The organism is Chryseobacterium sp. SN22, from assembly GCF_008329705.1.
In the GTDB taxonomy this organism is placed as follows: Bacteria; Bacteroidota; Bacteroidia; order Flavobacteriales; family Weeksellaceae; genus Chryseobacterium.
This window is the reverse complement of sequence record NZ_VTSX01000028.1, coordinates 1-15,210: the sequence shown is the minus strand read 5'-3', so window position 1 is coordinate 15,210 and position 15,210 is coordinate 1. Positions and strand designations below refer to the sequence as shown.

Annotated in this window: 16 protein-coding genes and 1 pseudogene; 4 read left to right on the top strand and 13 right to left on the bottom strand. The window is 35.0% G+C overall.

The annotated features are described in order from the left end of the window. Positions 1–85: 85 nt before the first annotated feature. The 3 genes from FY557_RS17075 (at position 86) to FY557_RS20410 (ending at position 2,172) form a co-directional block, all read left to right on the top strand. On the top strand, positions 86–856 hold the full coding sequence (locus FY557_RS17075; RefSeq protein ID WP_149248452.1) for a class I SAM-dependent methyltransferase: 771 nt from the start codon (positions 86–88) through the stop codon (positions 854–856). 408 nt (positions 857–1,264) lie between these two features. After that, positions 1,265–1,576, top strand: a complete 312-nt coding sequence (locus FY557_RS20415; protein ID WP_228451819.1) for a hypothetical protein — start codon at positions 1,265–1,267, stop codon at positions 1,574–1,576. A gap of 236 nt (positions 1,577–1,812) precedes the next feature. Next, positions 1,813–2,172, top strand: coding sequence for a hypothetical protein (locus FY557_RS20410; RefSeq protein ID WP_228451818.1), 360 nt, complete (start codon positions 1,813–1,815; stop codon positions 2,170–2,172). A 10-nt stretch (positions 2,173–2,182) separates the two neighbouring features. Here the strand turns inward: FY557_RS20410 and FY557_RS17065 are convergent, their stop codons facing one another. The 13 genes from FY557_RS17065 to FY557_RS17005 form a co-directional block, all read right to left on the bottom strand. Next, the gene (locus FY557_RS17065) at positions 2,183–3,124 is read right to left on the bottom strand and encodes a glycosyltransferase family 2 protein (protein ID WP_149248451.1); all 942 of its coding nucleotides are present in this window, start codon (positions 3,122–3,124) and stop codon (positions 2,183–2,185) included. Positions 3,125–3,190: 66 nt separating this feature from the next. Next, entirely contained in the window at positions 3,191–4,069 is an 879-nt protein-coding gene (locus tag FY557_RS17060) for a hypothetical protein (RefSeq protein WP_149248450.1), read from the bottom strand. 184 nt (positions 4,070–4,253) lie between these two features. Further along, positions 4,254–5,207, bottom strand: a complete 954-nt coding sequence (locus FY557_RS17055; protein WP_149248449.1) for a glycosyltransferase family 2 protein — start codon at positions 5,205–5,207, stop codon at positions 4,254–4,256. Then, a complete protein-coding gene (locus FY557_RS17050) occupies positions 5,204–6,109 on the bottom strand; it encodes a GT-D fold domain-containing glycosyltransferase (protein ID WP_185151756.1) in 906 nt (301 codons plus the stop codon). The genes FY557_RS17055 and FY557_RS17050 overlap by 4 nt, the downstream gene beginning before the upstream one ends. A gap of 2 nt (positions 6,110–6,111) precedes the next feature. Beyond that, a complete protein-coding gene (asnB, locus tag FY557_RS17045; RefSeq protein ID WP_149248447.1) occupies positions 6,112–7,908 on the bottom strand; it encodes an asparagine synthase (glutamine-hydrolyzing) in 1,797 nt (598 codons plus the stop codon). Positions 7,909–8,023: 115 nt separating this feature from the next. After that, positions 8,024–8,953: a glycosyltransferase family 2 protein gene (locus FY557_RS17040; protein WP_149248446.1), complete on the bottom strand. Its 930-nt coding sequence runs from the start codon at positions 8,951–8,953 to the stop codon at positions 8,024–8,026. A gap of 6 nt (positions 8,954–8,959) precedes the next feature. Then, on the bottom strand, positions 8,960–9,628 hold the full coding sequence (locus FY557_RS17035; RefSeq protein WP_149248445.1) for a hypothetical protein: 669 nt from the start codon (positions 9,626–9,628) through the stop codon (positions 8,960–8,962). A gap of 13 nt (positions 9,629–9,641) precedes the next feature. Beyond that, positions 9,642–10,574, bottom strand: a complete 933-nt coding sequence (locus FY557_RS17030; RefSeq protein WP_149248444.1) for a glycosyltransferase family 2 protein — start codon at positions 10,572–10,574, stop codon at positions 9,642–9,644. Positions 10,575–10,584: 10 nt separating this feature from the next. Next, a complete protein-coding gene (locus tag FY557_RS17025; protein ID WP_228451817.1) occupies positions 10,585–11,550 on the bottom strand; it encodes a glycosyltransferase in 966 nt (321 codons plus the stop codon). Next, positions 11,522–12,319, bottom strand: coding sequence for a glycosyltransferase family 2 protein (locus tag FY557_RS17020; protein ID WP_149248443.1), 798 nt, complete (start codon positions 12,317–12,319; stop codon positions 11,522–11,524). The genes FY557_RS17025 and FY557_RS17020 overlap by 29 nt, the downstream gene beginning before the upstream one ends. Positions 12,320–12,332: 13 nt before the next feature. Then, the gene (locus tag FY557_RS17015; protein ID WP_185151755.1) at positions 12,333–13,265 is read right to left on the bottom strand and encodes a glycosyltransferase family A protein; all 933 of its coding nucleotides are present in this window, start codon (positions 13,263–13,265) and stop codon (positions 12,333–12,335) included. Positions 13,266–13,312: 47 nt separating this feature from the next. Next, positions 13,313–14,647 carry a GNAT family N-acetyltransferase gene (locus FY557_RS17010; RefSeq protein WP_149248441.1) on the bottom strand — a complete coding sequence of 445 codons (1,335 nt, stop codon included), beginning with the start codon at positions 14,645–14,647 and terminating at the stop codon, positions 13,313–13,315. Further along, entirely contained in the window at positions 14,640–14,990 is a 351-nt protein-coding gene (locus FY557_RS17005; protein WP_149248440.1) for a hypothetical protein, read from the bottom strand. Before FY557_RS17005 ends, FY557_RS17010 begins: the two co-directional genes overlap by 8 nt. Before the next feature lie 8 nt (positions 14,991–14,998). Here FY557_RS17005 and FY557_RS20405 point away from each other — a divergent pair. Continuing rightward, a pseudogene (locus FY557_RS20405) lies at positions 14,999–15,210 on the top strand (hypothetical protein); the annotation flags it as partial.

The window sequence follows — 15,210 nt, the reverse complement described above, 5'->3', positions numbered from 1 at the left end:
TATTTAATTCATAATTTGTATCGCAAAGATAATTAATTGTATTATACCGCAAAAAATATTATTTTTGTGTATTAAATTCAACACAGTGAGCGAAATATCATCGGTTCTCAAAACACTTATTGCTTATCTTAAAAGGCCTGACCTTTATCCGGAATTAAGAAGGAAAATCATAAAAAATACTTTACAGAGAAGGAATGCTTTCAAAGGAAAGGAAAAAACAAATTCCTGGGCTGCTTCAAAGGCGATTTCCCAAAAAGAAGCAATTTCCAAGCTTTTCGGACTGGACATGGATTCCTTTAGAAGTACATATGCTGAGGTTTTAAAAAACTCCGAACAGAAACAAAAGGAATGTCCCATTAAAATGGGCGGAGCCGGAGCATTGGAACTGATTTATTATGCCTGTGAATTTGCAAAGGCAAAGAACGTAGTGGAGACGGGAGTTGCTTACGGATGGTCTTCTTTAGCCGCGCTTTTATCTCTTGAGAAAAGAAAAGGAACGCTTTACAGTTCCGATATGCCTTATCTGGCACAGGACGGTGACCGGTATGTAGGATGTATTGTTCCCGAAAACCTGAAACCTCACTGGAAGCTTTTCCGTTTTGCGGATAAAGAATCCCTTCCTAAAATTTTCGCTGACAGCCCTGTTTTCGATGTGGTTCATTACGATTCGGATAAAAGCTACAACGGAAGGTTCTGGGCATATAACGAACTCTATAAACACCTGAAAACCGGAGGTATCTTCATCAGTGACGACATCGGCGACAACTCGGCTTACCAGGATTTCTGTGAACAGAATAACCTTAAAACCACAGTGGTGGAGTATGAAGGGAAGTATATCGGGATTTTTGTAAAGTAAAAATGGCAATGGTTTAACCTTTGAAATTCTCATGAATTTTTAAGATTATACAATCAACCTGACTATTATTTCTTAAAAATCAAACCGTGAATCAAAACCGTTTTCACATTGTCTTCTCGTTTTAAAGGAAGTTTACGGAGTTTTCCGGTATAAATTTTCGTAAGAAATTCATTTAAGAGGTATGCTATTTAATTCCGTAAACTTTTAATCTTTTACCAGGTGTTTTTATACTGTACTGGTTTGTTTTCAATAAAAAATATCAATATCAGAATATACTTATTCTCACAGCAAAATTAGGAGGTTTAATCCCTGGTTGAAGAGAATGATTTATATAAGCATAATTATTATTATTTTTCCGTTATGCAGTTTCGGAAATTATGAATTTATTTATTTATTTCCAGTTTTAGTATGAAAACATTTTTGCTAAAAATATCATTATATGGTTTTGGGTGTATCTTCGTACTGGCTGTACTGGGAGCATTTGCGGACGGAAATACGGATGACAGCTATATGCATTTTGCGGTGGATAAGCCGATCAATATCATCTTAGGAGATTCAAGGGGGTCGCAGGCCGTACAGCCCGGTGTTTTGGAAGAGAAACTTCAACAGAAATTTGATAATTTTTCACTAAACGTAGTGCAGTCTCCATATGGGTCGGTTTATCTGGATGCTTTAAAAAGAAAATTAAACCCGGATACAAAAATGGTCTGTTTATCATAACCGTAGATCCTGGAATTTATCGTCAGATAAAAATTTTAAGGGTAGGGCTGAAGAACTTCCCGAAAAAGAAAATTCCCCTTTGGGAAATATGTATTTCTATAATATGTCGCCTAACTATAAGTACCTTATGAAGAATTTACTCCAGAAGCTGGTTTAAAATCTTTACAGAACGTGAGCAGAAAGGCCGATCCAATACTTATCTGCATAAAGACGGCTGGCTGGAAGTAAATGTGGATATGGCCAAAGATTCCGTAAGGAAAAGAGAACTGTCAAAGATCGCATTTTACAGGGACCAGATGGCCAGGACGCAGAAACTATCCTCTTTTAGAATCAAAGCACTTGAAGATATTATTCGGTTTCTTAAAGATAAAGGGACGGTCTATCTCGTAAGGATTCCCGCATCCGAAAAGATAATGGCTGTTGAAAATTCTTATTCGCCCGAGTTTAGCGAAAAAATAAGATCCATTTCAAAGCAATACAATGTTCATTTCTTCGATTTCTCCTTAAAGGCAAAAGATTACCGCTATACCGATGGAAATCACATGTATAAAACCTCCGGGAAAATATTTACGGGCAGATCGCAGATTCCATTTTAAGCAAACACCATTAGAATAAATATTTCCTGAAATTGATATTATATAATCCGGAACGGATGCTTCGGTAATCTTTAACAAGATACTTGGTAATCATCCCCCATTTTTTTACAGCCGGTGCAAGGGCAATTTCGTAGCTGCGGTGCATTCTTTCAATATGCAGCTTTACATCCTGGGGAATTGTTTTTTCATTCTTTGCCCAATTATTAATTTCTCTCCAAAGCAGTACCCTGGTTATCGCCGGATTTACTTTTTTCGAATCAACGGCAGTAATCCTGTTGTTTTCATGAACCCCTCTCATGGCAATGGCCTGATCTAAGATTCCGGGATAAAGATCCACGTAATATGAAAGCCTGAATAAAAACTCCGTATCCTGATGCAGCCTCAGATGGGTTTTGAAGAACGGTTTCAGTTTCCTGACCATTGACGTTCTTCTTATCGTGAGACAGTCGATGCTAAACAGTCCGAAGCTCCCCTTCATATTCAATTGCCCTGGAAAAACATCTTTCGGATCATGCTTTTTGTATACCGTTGTCAGATTGTCTTTAAACAGTGGGTAATATTGCTCTTTTGCCTTTTCAGAATAATAATGAACACCCAATGCTCCATAAACGCCTTCCACTTTAGGGTCTTTGAAAAGTTCTTTCTCCGCATCAAAACGGTTGGGAAGATAATAGTCATCTGCATCAAGGAAAGCGATAAAATCCCCGGTTGCCTTTTCAAGCCCAAGGTTTCTTGTCGGCCCCGCTCCGTGATTGCCTTTGTCCGGGTGCTGAAACAGCTTGATGCGGTCGTATTTTTCGGCCAGTTTCTGGCAGACTTCCAACGCATTGTCCGGCGACTTGTCTTCAACCAGAATGATCTCGTACACTTCATCAAACTGCAGGGCAGATTCTACGGCCTGGGTCACATATTTTTCGGCGTTGTAAACGGGAACAATAACGGAGATTTTCATGATGAATAGGTGTTTGTAAAGTCTGATTAAGTTTAATTTTCAAAAGTATTTACTGAGTTTTGTAACTCATCTTAGAAATTTTACACTTCTGTGTTCTGCCTGTAAATATATCGGTTTTTTTTTCAAAATGCTTTGGTTAAGGTTTTTTACCATACCATGCGGGGAGAGATATTTATCGTAATATTCCAGAACATTTGTCTTCATAGTTAGAATCTCCTGGTCAGAATAATTAAATATTTTATCTTGAATAATATATTCCAAATCATCCAGATCATTAAAGATGATCGCGTTTGATTGATGGGTGAGATTGGGATACATAACCTCAGCATATTCTTTCTGGATAAGTGGAATAGTTCCTACTGACATGGCCTCAATGACGTTATGGCACAATGGCATCACTACGCCCGGACAGCAGAGGTAAAAATTAAAATAGGAGAGAAGTTCCCGGATATCTTCCATCTTGATACCATAGTTTTCTTTTATGGCAAAAACATATTTCTTATTCAGTTTATTATCTGCAGAAACGATCTCTTCTTTTCCGTGAACAGAAATGAATTTTTCTTTCTTCTGAAAAAAGGCTAATAAATCAACTCTGGTCTCTACCGTGAATTCTGTTCTTCTTATATCCAGATAGGCCTGCGCATCGAAATTGCCGTAACAGAAGATCGAGCTAAACCTTTTTCTTTCCGTATTGACTTTGCGATTCCAAATCTCCTGACTGTACATAAAAGGATGAAAACTCATCGGCACATGGAATACATTTTCCTGTTTATTCTGATATTCAAAATAGTTGGAGAAATAATCTGGGCTGAACATTTCATCGCTTATTTCAATTACACTTTCGGGAAGATTTCTTTTATGAATGCTTAAAAAGTTTTTTTCGCGAACAATAAGCCCGAGATAGCGGTCTTTATTCCTTAAGTTTCTGAATCTTGCGAAATCCATGGGGTAACAAATCGTATATCCTGAAAGCTGATAAAATTTTACCATCAGATAGAAAAACCGATGATAAAGATTTGGATTTTTAAAATTGATCAGCAAAACTTTATCATTTTTATGCGGAGTATAAAGTTTCAGCTGCAAAAAAGCTATAGAATCACTAAAAAGCCTTTTAACCTGATTTATTTTTTTACTGATCATACTGAGTGTTTAAGGCGTGAAACCGATATCTTGTTTTAAGAAATTCAGGGTATCTTAAGGCTACTGATAAAAATAAAATCCATCTTTTCAGCCCTTTCTGATTGGCTATTTTAAAACTTAGGTAATTAAGCTTTATTTTTTTTGCATACTCTTTATTTAAAGGGACTTCCTTACTCCAGGTATATAAAGATTCATTATACAGGAAACTGTTTTGATAAAATTTTGCAGAATACGGTTTTATTTTGGTAATTCTGTTGTCGTCGTGAACACCTCTTATCGCGACAGCTTTATCAATAATTCCGGACTTCAGGTAACAGTGGTAGGTAAGCTTCAAGTTAAAATCGGAATCCTGATGAACACGAAGATTAATATTAAATCGCAGCTTTGTTTTTTCTAAGGCCGATTTTCTAATGGTTAAAGTATTTAAATGAAAAAAGGAACCAAAAGGATCAGACGTTAATCCCAATAGTCCTTTAAAAACATTTTCTCCTTCCGCCGCAAAGTTTACGGTAGTAAGAGGAGAATCCCTAAACTTGACCTGATATTCTTCTTTCCCTTTTTCAGTTAAATATTCAACCCCTATCGCTCCGAAAACACCGTCTATTTTCGGGTCCTTAAGGGATTCTCTTTCAGCATCAAAACGGTTGGGAAGATAATAATCATCGGCATCCAGAAAAGCAATAAAGTCCTGTGTTGCCATTTCGATTCCTAAGTTACGGGTTGCGCCGGCTCCGTGGTTCCCTCTATCATGGTGCTGATAAAGACGTATTTTAGGATTTTCGGAAGCCAATTGTTTGCAGATTGCCAAAGAATTATCTGTAGAACCGTCTTCTGCCAATATAACTTCTCTTACTTCATCAAACTGTAGTGCAGAATCAACCGATTTTCTTAAAAACCGCGAAGCATTGTAAACGGGAATGATAACAGATATATTTAGATTCATACAGTGATATTTAAAATAATACTTTGCTGATAAACTTCTGCAAATTCAATTGGCAGCTCAAAGGATTTCTGTATTTCTGCCTCATTAACATGCCGTCCTTCAATTGAAATTTTTTCTGTTGCTTTTCTTAAAAACCATATATACTCAATATCAATATGACCGATATCAACTGCCCAATAGTTAAGTTTAGCCAGATCATATGCTAAAATGGTAGCAGACGGACCCAAAGCTGCAAGAATAACTTTATCTTTTCCGAATCTGATAGCTGCTTCAAAAATATGGTCATAGCATGAGAATGCATTTTTTTCAGGACAAATAATTCTCTGTATTGATGCTGCATTTGCAAATAAGTCATTTCCAACACCCAGCCTCGAATATTTACCTTCTATAATCAGAATATCTTTTTGATCCCAGATTTTTTTCAGGTGATGGATAATTTTCAGATTTCTTTTTTCAGATTTATCTTCATATCCCAGATAGAATCTTGTAATAAAAGAATTTCCATATCTTCTGTTCTTATTCAGAAACGGGGATATTCGTGGACCATAGTTATTGATGAATTTTTTCCACCAGTATTTGGTCGCTATATCAAAAGATCTTACTGAAATAAATGGCTCTGGAAGGCAAACCAGATGATTGTCAAGGTCTGATCCAATGACTTCTCTCATTTTTTCTCTGATCCTTTCGCTGTTTTCCTGAAATTCTAATTGATACTCAGGAAACATCAGCCGGAATTCTCCATCCCCGAATCTGCTTATGGATCTTTTATTTTTAATAATATCATCAATGGTACCCTTAATATCCATAATATGGCAATATGGAAAATCTTCGCGAAGTTTTCGCGTATTGATAAGCCATTGATAATAATAAAGCCTGGATGATATTTTTTTCTTTAAGCTCATGATCATATGTAAACCGCATTATTATGTGCCCAAAGTGCCAGCTGTAAAAGATTCCAGTGCTTATGATCTTTGTTTAAAAACTTTTGGACAGCTTTAAAATCGATATAATTAAATATTTTCTGATCAGGATTTTTCAGAAGCTCGCCGGATAGACGGATAAGATTCTCTTCATCGAACCAGCTTTTAACACTCATTCCAAAACCTTGTTTATGACGTTTTCGGATGGTCTCTGTCCAGTAAGATCCCATGGCTTCACGAAGAATGATTTTATCATGATCATGATTAAGTTTCAGCTGTTCAGGAAGCTGAATACAGAATTCGGCGAAATCGATGTCCAGAAAAGGCGTTCGTACTTCCAGGGAATTGGCCATTGCCATCCTGTCGGATTTCACCATCATATTGGCCGGAACATAGGTTTCAAGATCATGCCTCATGATGTCATTTAAAGAATCCGGATTGGGCGTAAAGCTATATGGCTGTTCGTAGGATGAAGAAATACCCAGCGCAATTCTTTCTTCAGGATTAAAGGCATTCCTGACAAAATTCCGGTGGAAATCCAGCATATTCTTGTGGTTCAGATTCTGTTGGGAAACAAAGGAAATGGGTTTTATTTTCTGATATAAATTTAATCCGAACCGGGCAATGATATTTTTATAACTGAAATGATTCTTCAGCTGATTTTCTACCCTGTAAAAGTTATAACCTCCAAACAACTCGTCACCTGCATCCCCTGACAAAACAACCGTAAGATTTTTTCTTGCATTCCTGCATATTTCGAAATGCGGGATAAAAGAAATGTCGGAAAAAGGCTCATCAAAAAACGGAGAGATTTTTAGCAGTGAAGTTGCCAGATCCTCTTTTTTTTCATGGACTTCAATATGGTTGGTTTTGTATTTATCGGATATTTCTTTAGCAAATTTAAGCTCGCTGTCCTGATGATCGTAGCCAAAACTGATGGTTGTCTGCTTCGGTAAAAATTCGGCAACCAAAGCAACAATGGAAGAGGAGTCCAGCCCTCCGCTTAAGAAACTTCCTACTTCAACATCAGCAACAAGCTGTTTCTTCACCGCATTTTTTAAGAGATAGGTAAATTCTTCCTTCGCATCGGATAAGCTGATCACCTTATCTTTTTTAGGAAGGCTGTAATATCTGGAAACGGTTACTTTACCTTCTTTCCAGATCAGCTGATGGGCGGGAGGCAGCGTGTAAATATTTTTATAAATGCTTTGATATGTATTAATATAACCATGCTGAAGATAATGGGAAAGTGCGTCAGGATTTACTTCCGGGCGGATCAGTCCTGATGCCAGGATAGCCTTGATTTCAGAGGCAAAAACAAATTCATTATTGCTTCCGATGGCATAATAGAACGGCTTTTCCCCAAAACGGTCCCTGGCACAGAATAATTCCTGCTTTTCATCATTCCAGATAGCAAAAGAAAACATTCCGGGAAGGTCATGGATCAGCTTTTCCTGCTTCCGTTGGTAAATCGCCAGGATGACTTCCGTATCGGAACTTCCACGATAAGGATATGCAGGATATTGTGCTTTAATTTTTTGATAGCCGTATATTTCACCATTCAGGACAATGCATTCATTTTTTGTATTGGAAAACATCGGTTGTTTTCCGTTTTCGGAAAGGTCAATAATGGAAAGCCGGCGATGTCCTAATGCTGCATTTTCATAAAACTCAGAATGCGTAGCATCCGGACCCCGGTGCGCGATGGTATCCGTCATCTTATGAAGTTCTTGCTGATAATTTTTTGCATTATGGGCAATGATGCCTGCTATTCCGCACATATAATTTTTTTTGCTGATTTATTTGTTTTCACAAAGAAAATACCTTTATCTGAATTTGAAAACGGTTTCTTTTCAAAAGTAATTGTAGTCATCATTTCTTGTGTTTTATTTAATATCATCCGTTTATCTGAATGTTGAGAAAGGAGGGTGCCTTTTTTGTTACCGTCTGCCTGAGTTCCAGTAGTCTTTTTTCTTCACGAATGATTTTTCTGTATTTTTCAGATAATTTCAGATACGTTTTTACTTTTCCGGTAAGCATGTTTTTAAGCACACTTTGTCTGAGTGCTTTTTTTTCTGACTGTATGGCATTAGTCAGCAACGGATTCATCATATTGGTCTCAATCCGGAGATCCTGATATTTTGAATAATCTACTTTGGATAAAGACTGTTTTCCGTCGTGTATGACTTTACTGCCCGGAACCAGAAAGGTTTTCTTTCCGTGGAAAAGCAGACGGTTTACGTACTCGGTATCTTCTCCATAATGAAAAAAATAAGGATTAAACCCCCCCACTGTCTCGATGGTATCTTTCGGAAGCAGCCAATGCGCCGCATTGATGAACTTCATTTCATAAAATGGCTTCAGGCTTTGAAAATACAGGTCTGAGATTAACCGGGTTTCAAAGTTGTGGGCTATATATTTATCTAAAAAAATATCCAGTTTTTTTTCTGTACCATCGATGTGCATCGGGCTGAGAATGCCAATTTCCTCTTTACCGGGATAGGAATTATAAACATCCAGTAACTTTTCGATACTGTCTTCATAAATCCAGGCATCCTGATTCATCAGGTAAAAGAAGTCCGCACCTTCACGATAAGCTTTTTCTATGCCGATGTTATTGGCCTTTCCAAATCCCAGGTTTTCCTCGGATTGTATAAATTCCACTTCTGGAAAGTTAGTCGTGATATATGCCTGACTGCCATCCGTAGAACCGTTATCCACTACAATACAGTGAACCGGTACTGAAGACTGTCTCAGACTGCTGAAACATTTCTCCGCCCATTTCATGGCATTGTAGGTTACGATAATAAAAAAAATTTTAGGCATTCAGATTTAAATATATTTTTCTGCTAAATCCCTTAAATATTGATCCGCATCGATCCCGATAAAAAAGTTATTTGCGGTTTCATCAAAATCCACTATATAAAAATCGCCTTCATCGGTTTCCGTATATCGGGCTGTTTTCTGCATCCTGCTTTCCAGGGCCTGTACAATTTCTTTCAGATCAAAATAATAAGGATACGCAAAGTTAACGGTTTGATTATTTAAATGATCATCATTCGTTTGTAAAAATTTTGAAACATCATCAATGTCCACCAAAAGCCTTCGAGCGCGCTGATGAATGGTAAAGGTATTTCCCTGGAAAATCTGGTTTCTAAGAAAATTGAATAAGGTATTGGGATTTCCTCCGTTTCCTACAATATTTCCTATTCTTAAAATCGAATAACTACCGGTATTATTCTTAATATAATCCTCGAGTTTAAGTTTATGCAATACATATGGGCTTTCCTGTTTAGACTGGTCATTTACACTGAGGGTCGAAAAATAAACCAGTCTGCAGCCCGGATGTTTTTCAATACGGTCTTTCAGGAGTGAAAATTCTCTTTCAAACTCCGAACTTCTGATTTCTAGTGAATTGGAAACCCCTGACGCAAAGAACAGGTAATCTTCAGTGTCAATTTTTTTTAATGCATTGGCAATAAGTCCGTTTCCTACGATCATTATTGTGTGTGTTTTAGATAAAGCTTTTATTTTGTTCCTTTATCTTATATTTCTGTTTAATGGTATGTCTGCTCCATTTTACAGCCAGGTATAATTTTATCGGGCTAAATGAAAATTTTGATAAAACATTTGCAATAAAATATCCCGCTGCAGCTCTGTAGAAACTGACTTTTGTTATCACATTTGAATATGACATCAAGGTGTAGTAAAAATAAGCTTTTAATTTAAGTATACTATAATCCGGACCATATTTTTTAATAAACGGAATGATGGCAAAATCTTTTTGCATTATTTCAGAGGTTACATTTTTTGAAATACTTGCTGAAAACTGCCGGTACGTGCTCATCTGTCCGGGTAGGATTTTTATCTTTCCAAAACATCCGGTCAGCAGATAAAGGCAGCGGTCTGCCGAAATTATTCCGGTAGGGAAGTCTTCTTTCAAAATATTTTTTCTGAAGAAGAATGTTGAGGTCTGACAGATCTTCAGGTCTGTCAAATCATCTTGATCCAGTTCATTTCCTGCATGATTGGAAAAGCCATGGCTTTGAATTTCCAGATCTTCATAGATTACCAAAGAATCTGCTCCGGCTCCGGCAAAATCTGAATGTGTCTCTAAAAAGTCGAATTGCTGCTGCAGTTTGGAAGAATCGATCCAGTAATCATCACCATCTAAAATCGCGATATATTTACCTGACGCTTTTGAAAAGGAAAATAAAGTATTTTTAACATATCCCAGATTCGGTACATTTTTAAAATACTTAACCGTATTGCCTTTGGGATGCGAGTTTATAATTTCCAGGATAATATCTTCCGTGCGATCCGGAGAATTATCATTACAGACAATAATTTCATACGTACCGCTAAATTCCTGGGCAAAAATACTCTCAAGACATTGGGTAATATATTTTTCATGTTTATAGGTGGTAATGCAAATACTTACATCCATAATAATCGGGTTATATTCTGAATAAATCGGTTGTCATAAGGTCAAGATATTGGTGGCGTATACATTTCAGAATGTACAGCTTTCTTTTTCCGAAACTCAGCATCTTCAGGTAAGTATCTCTTTTATTGATAAATTTACTGTAAATGGCGGTCTTTTTTTCATCTTCACCGGGATTTATTTCTTTATATCTTTCCAGAATTTTGGTATACAGCCACACATTTTCTTTGAAATACTTTTCGGTATCCGTCACTTTCTTCTCTTCCCGTTTCTCAGATTTGTATCTCAATCCATATACCTGATTGGGATGAAGTCTGTAAGAAGATAATGAGGCGGGAATAAAGCCCAGCTTGTTTTTGGAACTTAGTTTCTGGACGATATAGTAATCATGAGCAATCGGAAAATCCTGCATTCCGTATTTCTGCAATGCTTCTTTCCTAATGGCCAATGCACAACCCAGAATAAAGCTGCCTTTTTTTACCAGTGCTTCAAAAAGGGTATGATTTTCAATTTCTGATGTCACATCTTTATGGCTGATGTCTTTCCAATTTAAGTAAGAAGGCTGTATAATTTGTCCGTCGATCAGTTTTAAGTCATGAAAAACGCCGTCACATTGCGGATTTTTTTCAAAAAAACTGATTGTCTCAGAAACTTTATTATTTTCCCACACATCATCCTGGTCACTGATAATAATCACCGGACATTCACAAAGCCGTATTGCCTTTTCAAAATTTTTAATAAACCCTAAATTGGTTTTATTTTGAAAAATCCTAAATAGGTCGGGATATTTTGTGTGATAGTCGGAAAGTATCTGCAGGGTTTTATCACTGGAGCCGTCATCACAGATTACCACTTCGTCTACCGCTGCGGTCTGGTTCAGGATGGAGTCCAGCTGTTCAGTTAAATACTGTTCACCGTTATAAGTACATAGAGCTACGGATACTTTCATCTTAATAATCTTTACTTTTGGTATTTCCATCTTTATCTGTAATCCAAGAGCTGCTTTGATTTGATAAATTTACATAATACTGCTGTTCCTCAGAAAGATTATTATAATCGATATACCACCCGCCATGTCTTGCTGTATAATTAGAGCCAAGACGCAATGCTTTATAGAAATCTTTTGGAAATTTCATGTATTTTTTTGGGTTAGGTTTATATAAAGCAAAGGTAGTATCAATATGAGCATTATAAACGTTTTTCTCAATTTCGTCAGTCCAATATTTTTTTTCCCAATTTAATACTTTTTCTCTCGCAGGATATTGCAAGGGAATATCATTGATTTCTAAGGCAAAACCAATCTTAAGAATTGTATTATAATATTTAATTAAGAGAAACAGGAGCTTATATAAAAAAAAACGGGGAAGCTTGGGATTAGGTTCTATATCTGCATCGGTGAGTATGAAGAAATTCTGACAATATTTATTTACTAATTCAGGAGATTGAAATAATACCATATGACCGTAATTTCTGTCCATCTTTTCAATAGTCACAAAATGTTCTATCGTTTTATAATAATCCAATAATGGAGGATAGGTTGAAACATTATCGATAACAATAATGTTTTTGAAATTATTTTTTTTTGCAAAGTCTATCAGATGTTGCAAATATAAAAGTTGATTAAAATTAATTATAATAAAAGGTATTTCTTTTGGAAATAAAATTTGCTTTATATTTTTAAAATCAGACAGTAACTCTTTTAAAAAAAGATACTTATTTTTTATCAAAGCTTTTATATTGATGCTCATTATTTTCTTATGCTCAATTTTGTGATTCTATTTTTAATTTTCTCTCTATATAGAAAATCCTCCTTCCTATTTTTAAAGCATTCACTAACTGAAATTTTTTTAATTCATAGAAGATTATACCAATATTAGCCTTCTGTTTTTTATAATAACACCAATTAAGATAATCATTTATTACTCTTCGTACAAAATCAGCCGGAAATCTGGATCCATATTTCATAATCAGTTTTTCCCGATATATATTATAGGCATTTGATTTTTCCAATCCTTTAGCTTCAGATCCGGAAATGCTATTTGAGTAAATACGTACGCTTACGGCAGCATTTTTAAGAAACAGTACTGGTTTTAATCCTGAAAAAGACAAAATTGCTAATTCATCACTGCCCCAAGCTAAAGGTATTTTTTCAAATTTATTTTTTTTGTACATGGATGTTCTAAAGACATTTTCCGAAAGGCTGCTGTCTATTTGAGCAAAATATTTTTTTATTAAAATCTGTTCGGCTCCTATGTATTGTGTATTGTAATCATGAATCTTATAAGGAATACTGTCTTCGTTGATCCAGTGAAATAAAAACTTTAAAACATTAATTTTCTTAGAGTTGACCAAATATAAATTATTATAAAATTCTTCTACAAAATTCTCAGAAATAAGATCGTCATCACCCAAGATCTGGAACCATTCTTCATGAACATTTTCAAGAATTCTTTCCCACTGCAACGCAAGATTCTTGCTTCCCAGATTTGTTTTATAATTAAAATAATTATAATCATCAGAAGAGAAATACTTTTGAATGATAGGTAAAGGATCATTTGGACTTGCATCGTTGCCAATATACAGATTGAAATTTTTGTTTGCCTGTTTAGCAACGGATTGTATAGTCTCCTCAAAAAAATCAATTTTGTAATAAGGGATAACGATAGCAAGTTTATTTTGATCTTTCTCAGACACTATTTATAATTTAAATGATTATGAACTTGAATATTTGAATAAAAATGTTACTTCCTTCTGAATTTATTATACACTTTCTCTAATACTTTATGTCTTCTGGTACTTAATAATCTTTTGTTATTACAATATTGCTTTTCGATCTCAGATATCGCGTATTGTAAATGGTTATAAAATATTTTTTTTATGACAGGGTCTTTTTCATAAGAATATAAGTTGGTAAATAATAATACACTGGCTTTAAGTTGTTTAAAATAATCTGAAGAACTGAAAACTCCCACCCCATAACGGTAAACAGCCATATGTTCTTCTATATATCCAATTTTACCATATAATGTTAAAAACATATATAAAAAGTAATCCCCTATAGGAGCATTAAAAAATTCTACACTATCAAGTTCTTTATCCAATATATTTCTAAAAACGACGCTTGGCGTATGGATGTAATTAGGACTTTCAGCTAAGGTATTTCTAAATTCATAATCTTTTGGGACTTCTGTAATAAAATCATCTAACAATTCTCCTTTTGTTGTAAGTATTTTAACTTTATGAAAACATAAAACGTAATCTTTGTTTTTTTCTAAGAAATCAACCTGCTTTTTCAGCTTTAATGGATCTGTCCAATAATCATCCCCTTCACATATAGCAATGTATTTACCACTACAGTTTTTGTATATTTCTATTTGATTTTTTGCGGCTCCTATATTCTCAGAATGAAGTAAAAGTTTGAATTTTCCAGGATATAGCTGTTGATAATTGTTTAATATTTCTCTTGAATTATCTGTTGAGCAGTCTTCTCCTATAACAATATCATAATCAAAATCTGTTTTCTGCATGAGAATACTATCTAAACACTCCTTAAGATAAGCTGCATGATTATAAACCATTACAAATATACTTAGTTTCGGAGGTGCAAGATCTTTGAGATTTAAGAACATTGTAACAGAATCATCTGTTTTCGATGAAATAGTAAAATTATTATTCTGATAAGATTTTATAGCGGCTACATTTTCTGGTTTCACGGATAAATGTACTTCATTAAGTTTTAAAATCTCTTTAGCATAATAAAGAATTTGATAGGTAGCCAATTGAGAAATGCCTTTTCCCCAGAAGTTTTTATTTCCGATAAATATATGAAACTCTGCAGTGCCTTCTCGAATATTTGTTAGTTGTACATTACCAATGTACTCTGCATCACAAAGGATAGCAAACCTCTTACTGGATTCATCTTTTAGTACCTTTTCCAGCCATGACGATTCAATTTCTTTGGTAATTTCAATATCCGGTCTGGAACCTGTATGTTTCCAAATTTCACTATCATTTCTCCATTCATAAGAAATATTAGCATCTTGTATTGCTAAAGGTCTGATTAAAATATTATACATACTCTAAAATCTTTTTCATATGTTCAATAGAATATCTTTGATCTATCGGCAAAGCAATAATTTCTTTTGTTAATCTAAAAGCATTTTTAGTATTATCACACCAAGTTAATACATTTGGCCAATAAGATGCACAATAAATTTTCTCAGCAATTAACTTTTGCCTAATTTCCATTTCTTTTGTACGCAGAGGATATATCATAGGAACACAATCATCATCAAAATCAATATTGAGAAGATTTTTATCTTTTAAATTTTCATGTAGAAAACTGAAATTTTCTCTTCTCTTTTGCTTTATATAATTGAAATCTACTCCATCTAAAATTTTCTCTGTAAGGTTAGACATTTTTTTTATTGGTTGATTACTTAAAGATTTATCGTTTTCACAAAAATCAGAATATCCTTCCTCGGCAGATAAATCTATTCTTTTTAGCAAATGACTTTTCAGAAAACACATTAGATGCCTACATCCGGGACATCAAGAAATTAAAAGAGTACGCAGAAGAAGATCTGGAAAATATCGGTCCGGATTCTATCGATTATGAAAATCTGCAGGAATACATCTT

Coding starts and splice junctions, on each gene's coding strand:
- FY557_RS17035 (WP_149248445.1), bottom strand. CDS start 9,628: ATGATCGTAGGAAACGGACTTATTGCCAATGCATTAAAAAAAATTGAC.
- FY557_RS17005 (WP_149248440.1), bottom strand. CDS start 14,990: ATGTCTAACCTTACAGAGAAAATTTTAGATGGAGTAGATTTCAATTAT.
- asnB (WP_149248447.1), bottom strand. CDS start 7,908: ATGTGCGGAATAGCAGGCATCATTGCCCATAATGCAAAAAATTATCAG.
- FY557_RS17010 (WP_149248441.1), bottom strand. CDS start 14,647: ATGTATAATATTTTAATCAGACCTTTAGCAATACAAGATGCTAATATT.
- FY557_RS17055 (WP_149248449.1), bottom strand. CDS start 5,207: ATGAATCTAAATATATCTGTTATCATTCCCGTTTACAATGCTTCGCGG.
- FY557_RS20415 (WP_228451819.1), top strand. CDS start 1,265: ATGAAAACATTTTTGCTAAAAATATCATTATATGGTTTTGGGTGTATC.
- FY557_RS17060 (WP_149248450.1), bottom strand. CDS start 4,069: ATGGATTTCGCAAGATTCAGAAACTTAAGGAATAAAGACCGCTATCTC.
- FY557_RS17030 (WP_149248444.1), bottom strand. CDS start 10,574: ATGGATGTAAGTATTTGCATTACCACCTATAAACATGAAAAATATATT.
- FY557_RS17020 (WP_149248443.1), bottom strand. CDS start 12,319: ATGAGCATCAATATAAAAGCTTTGATAAAAAATAAGTATCTTTTTTTA.
- FY557_RS17025 (WP_228451817.1), bottom strand. CDS start 11,550: ATGGAAATACCAAAAGTAAAGATTATTAAGATGAAAGTATCCGTAGCT.
- FY557_RS17065 (WP_149248451.1), bottom strand. CDS start 3,124: ATGAAAATCTCCGTTATTGTTCCCGTTTACAACGCCGAAAAATATGTG.
- FY557_RS20410 (WP_228451818.1), top strand. CDS start 1,813: ATGGCCAAAGATTCCGTAAGGAAAAGAGAACTGTCAAAGATCGCATTT.
- FY557_RS17050 (WP_185151756.1), bottom strand. CDS start 6,109: ATGAGCTTAAAGAAAAAAATATCATCCAGGCTTTATTATTATCAATGG.
- FY557_RS17040 (WP_149248446.1), bottom strand. CDS start 8,953: ATGCCTAAAATTTTTTTTATTATCGTAACCTACAATGCCATGAAATGG.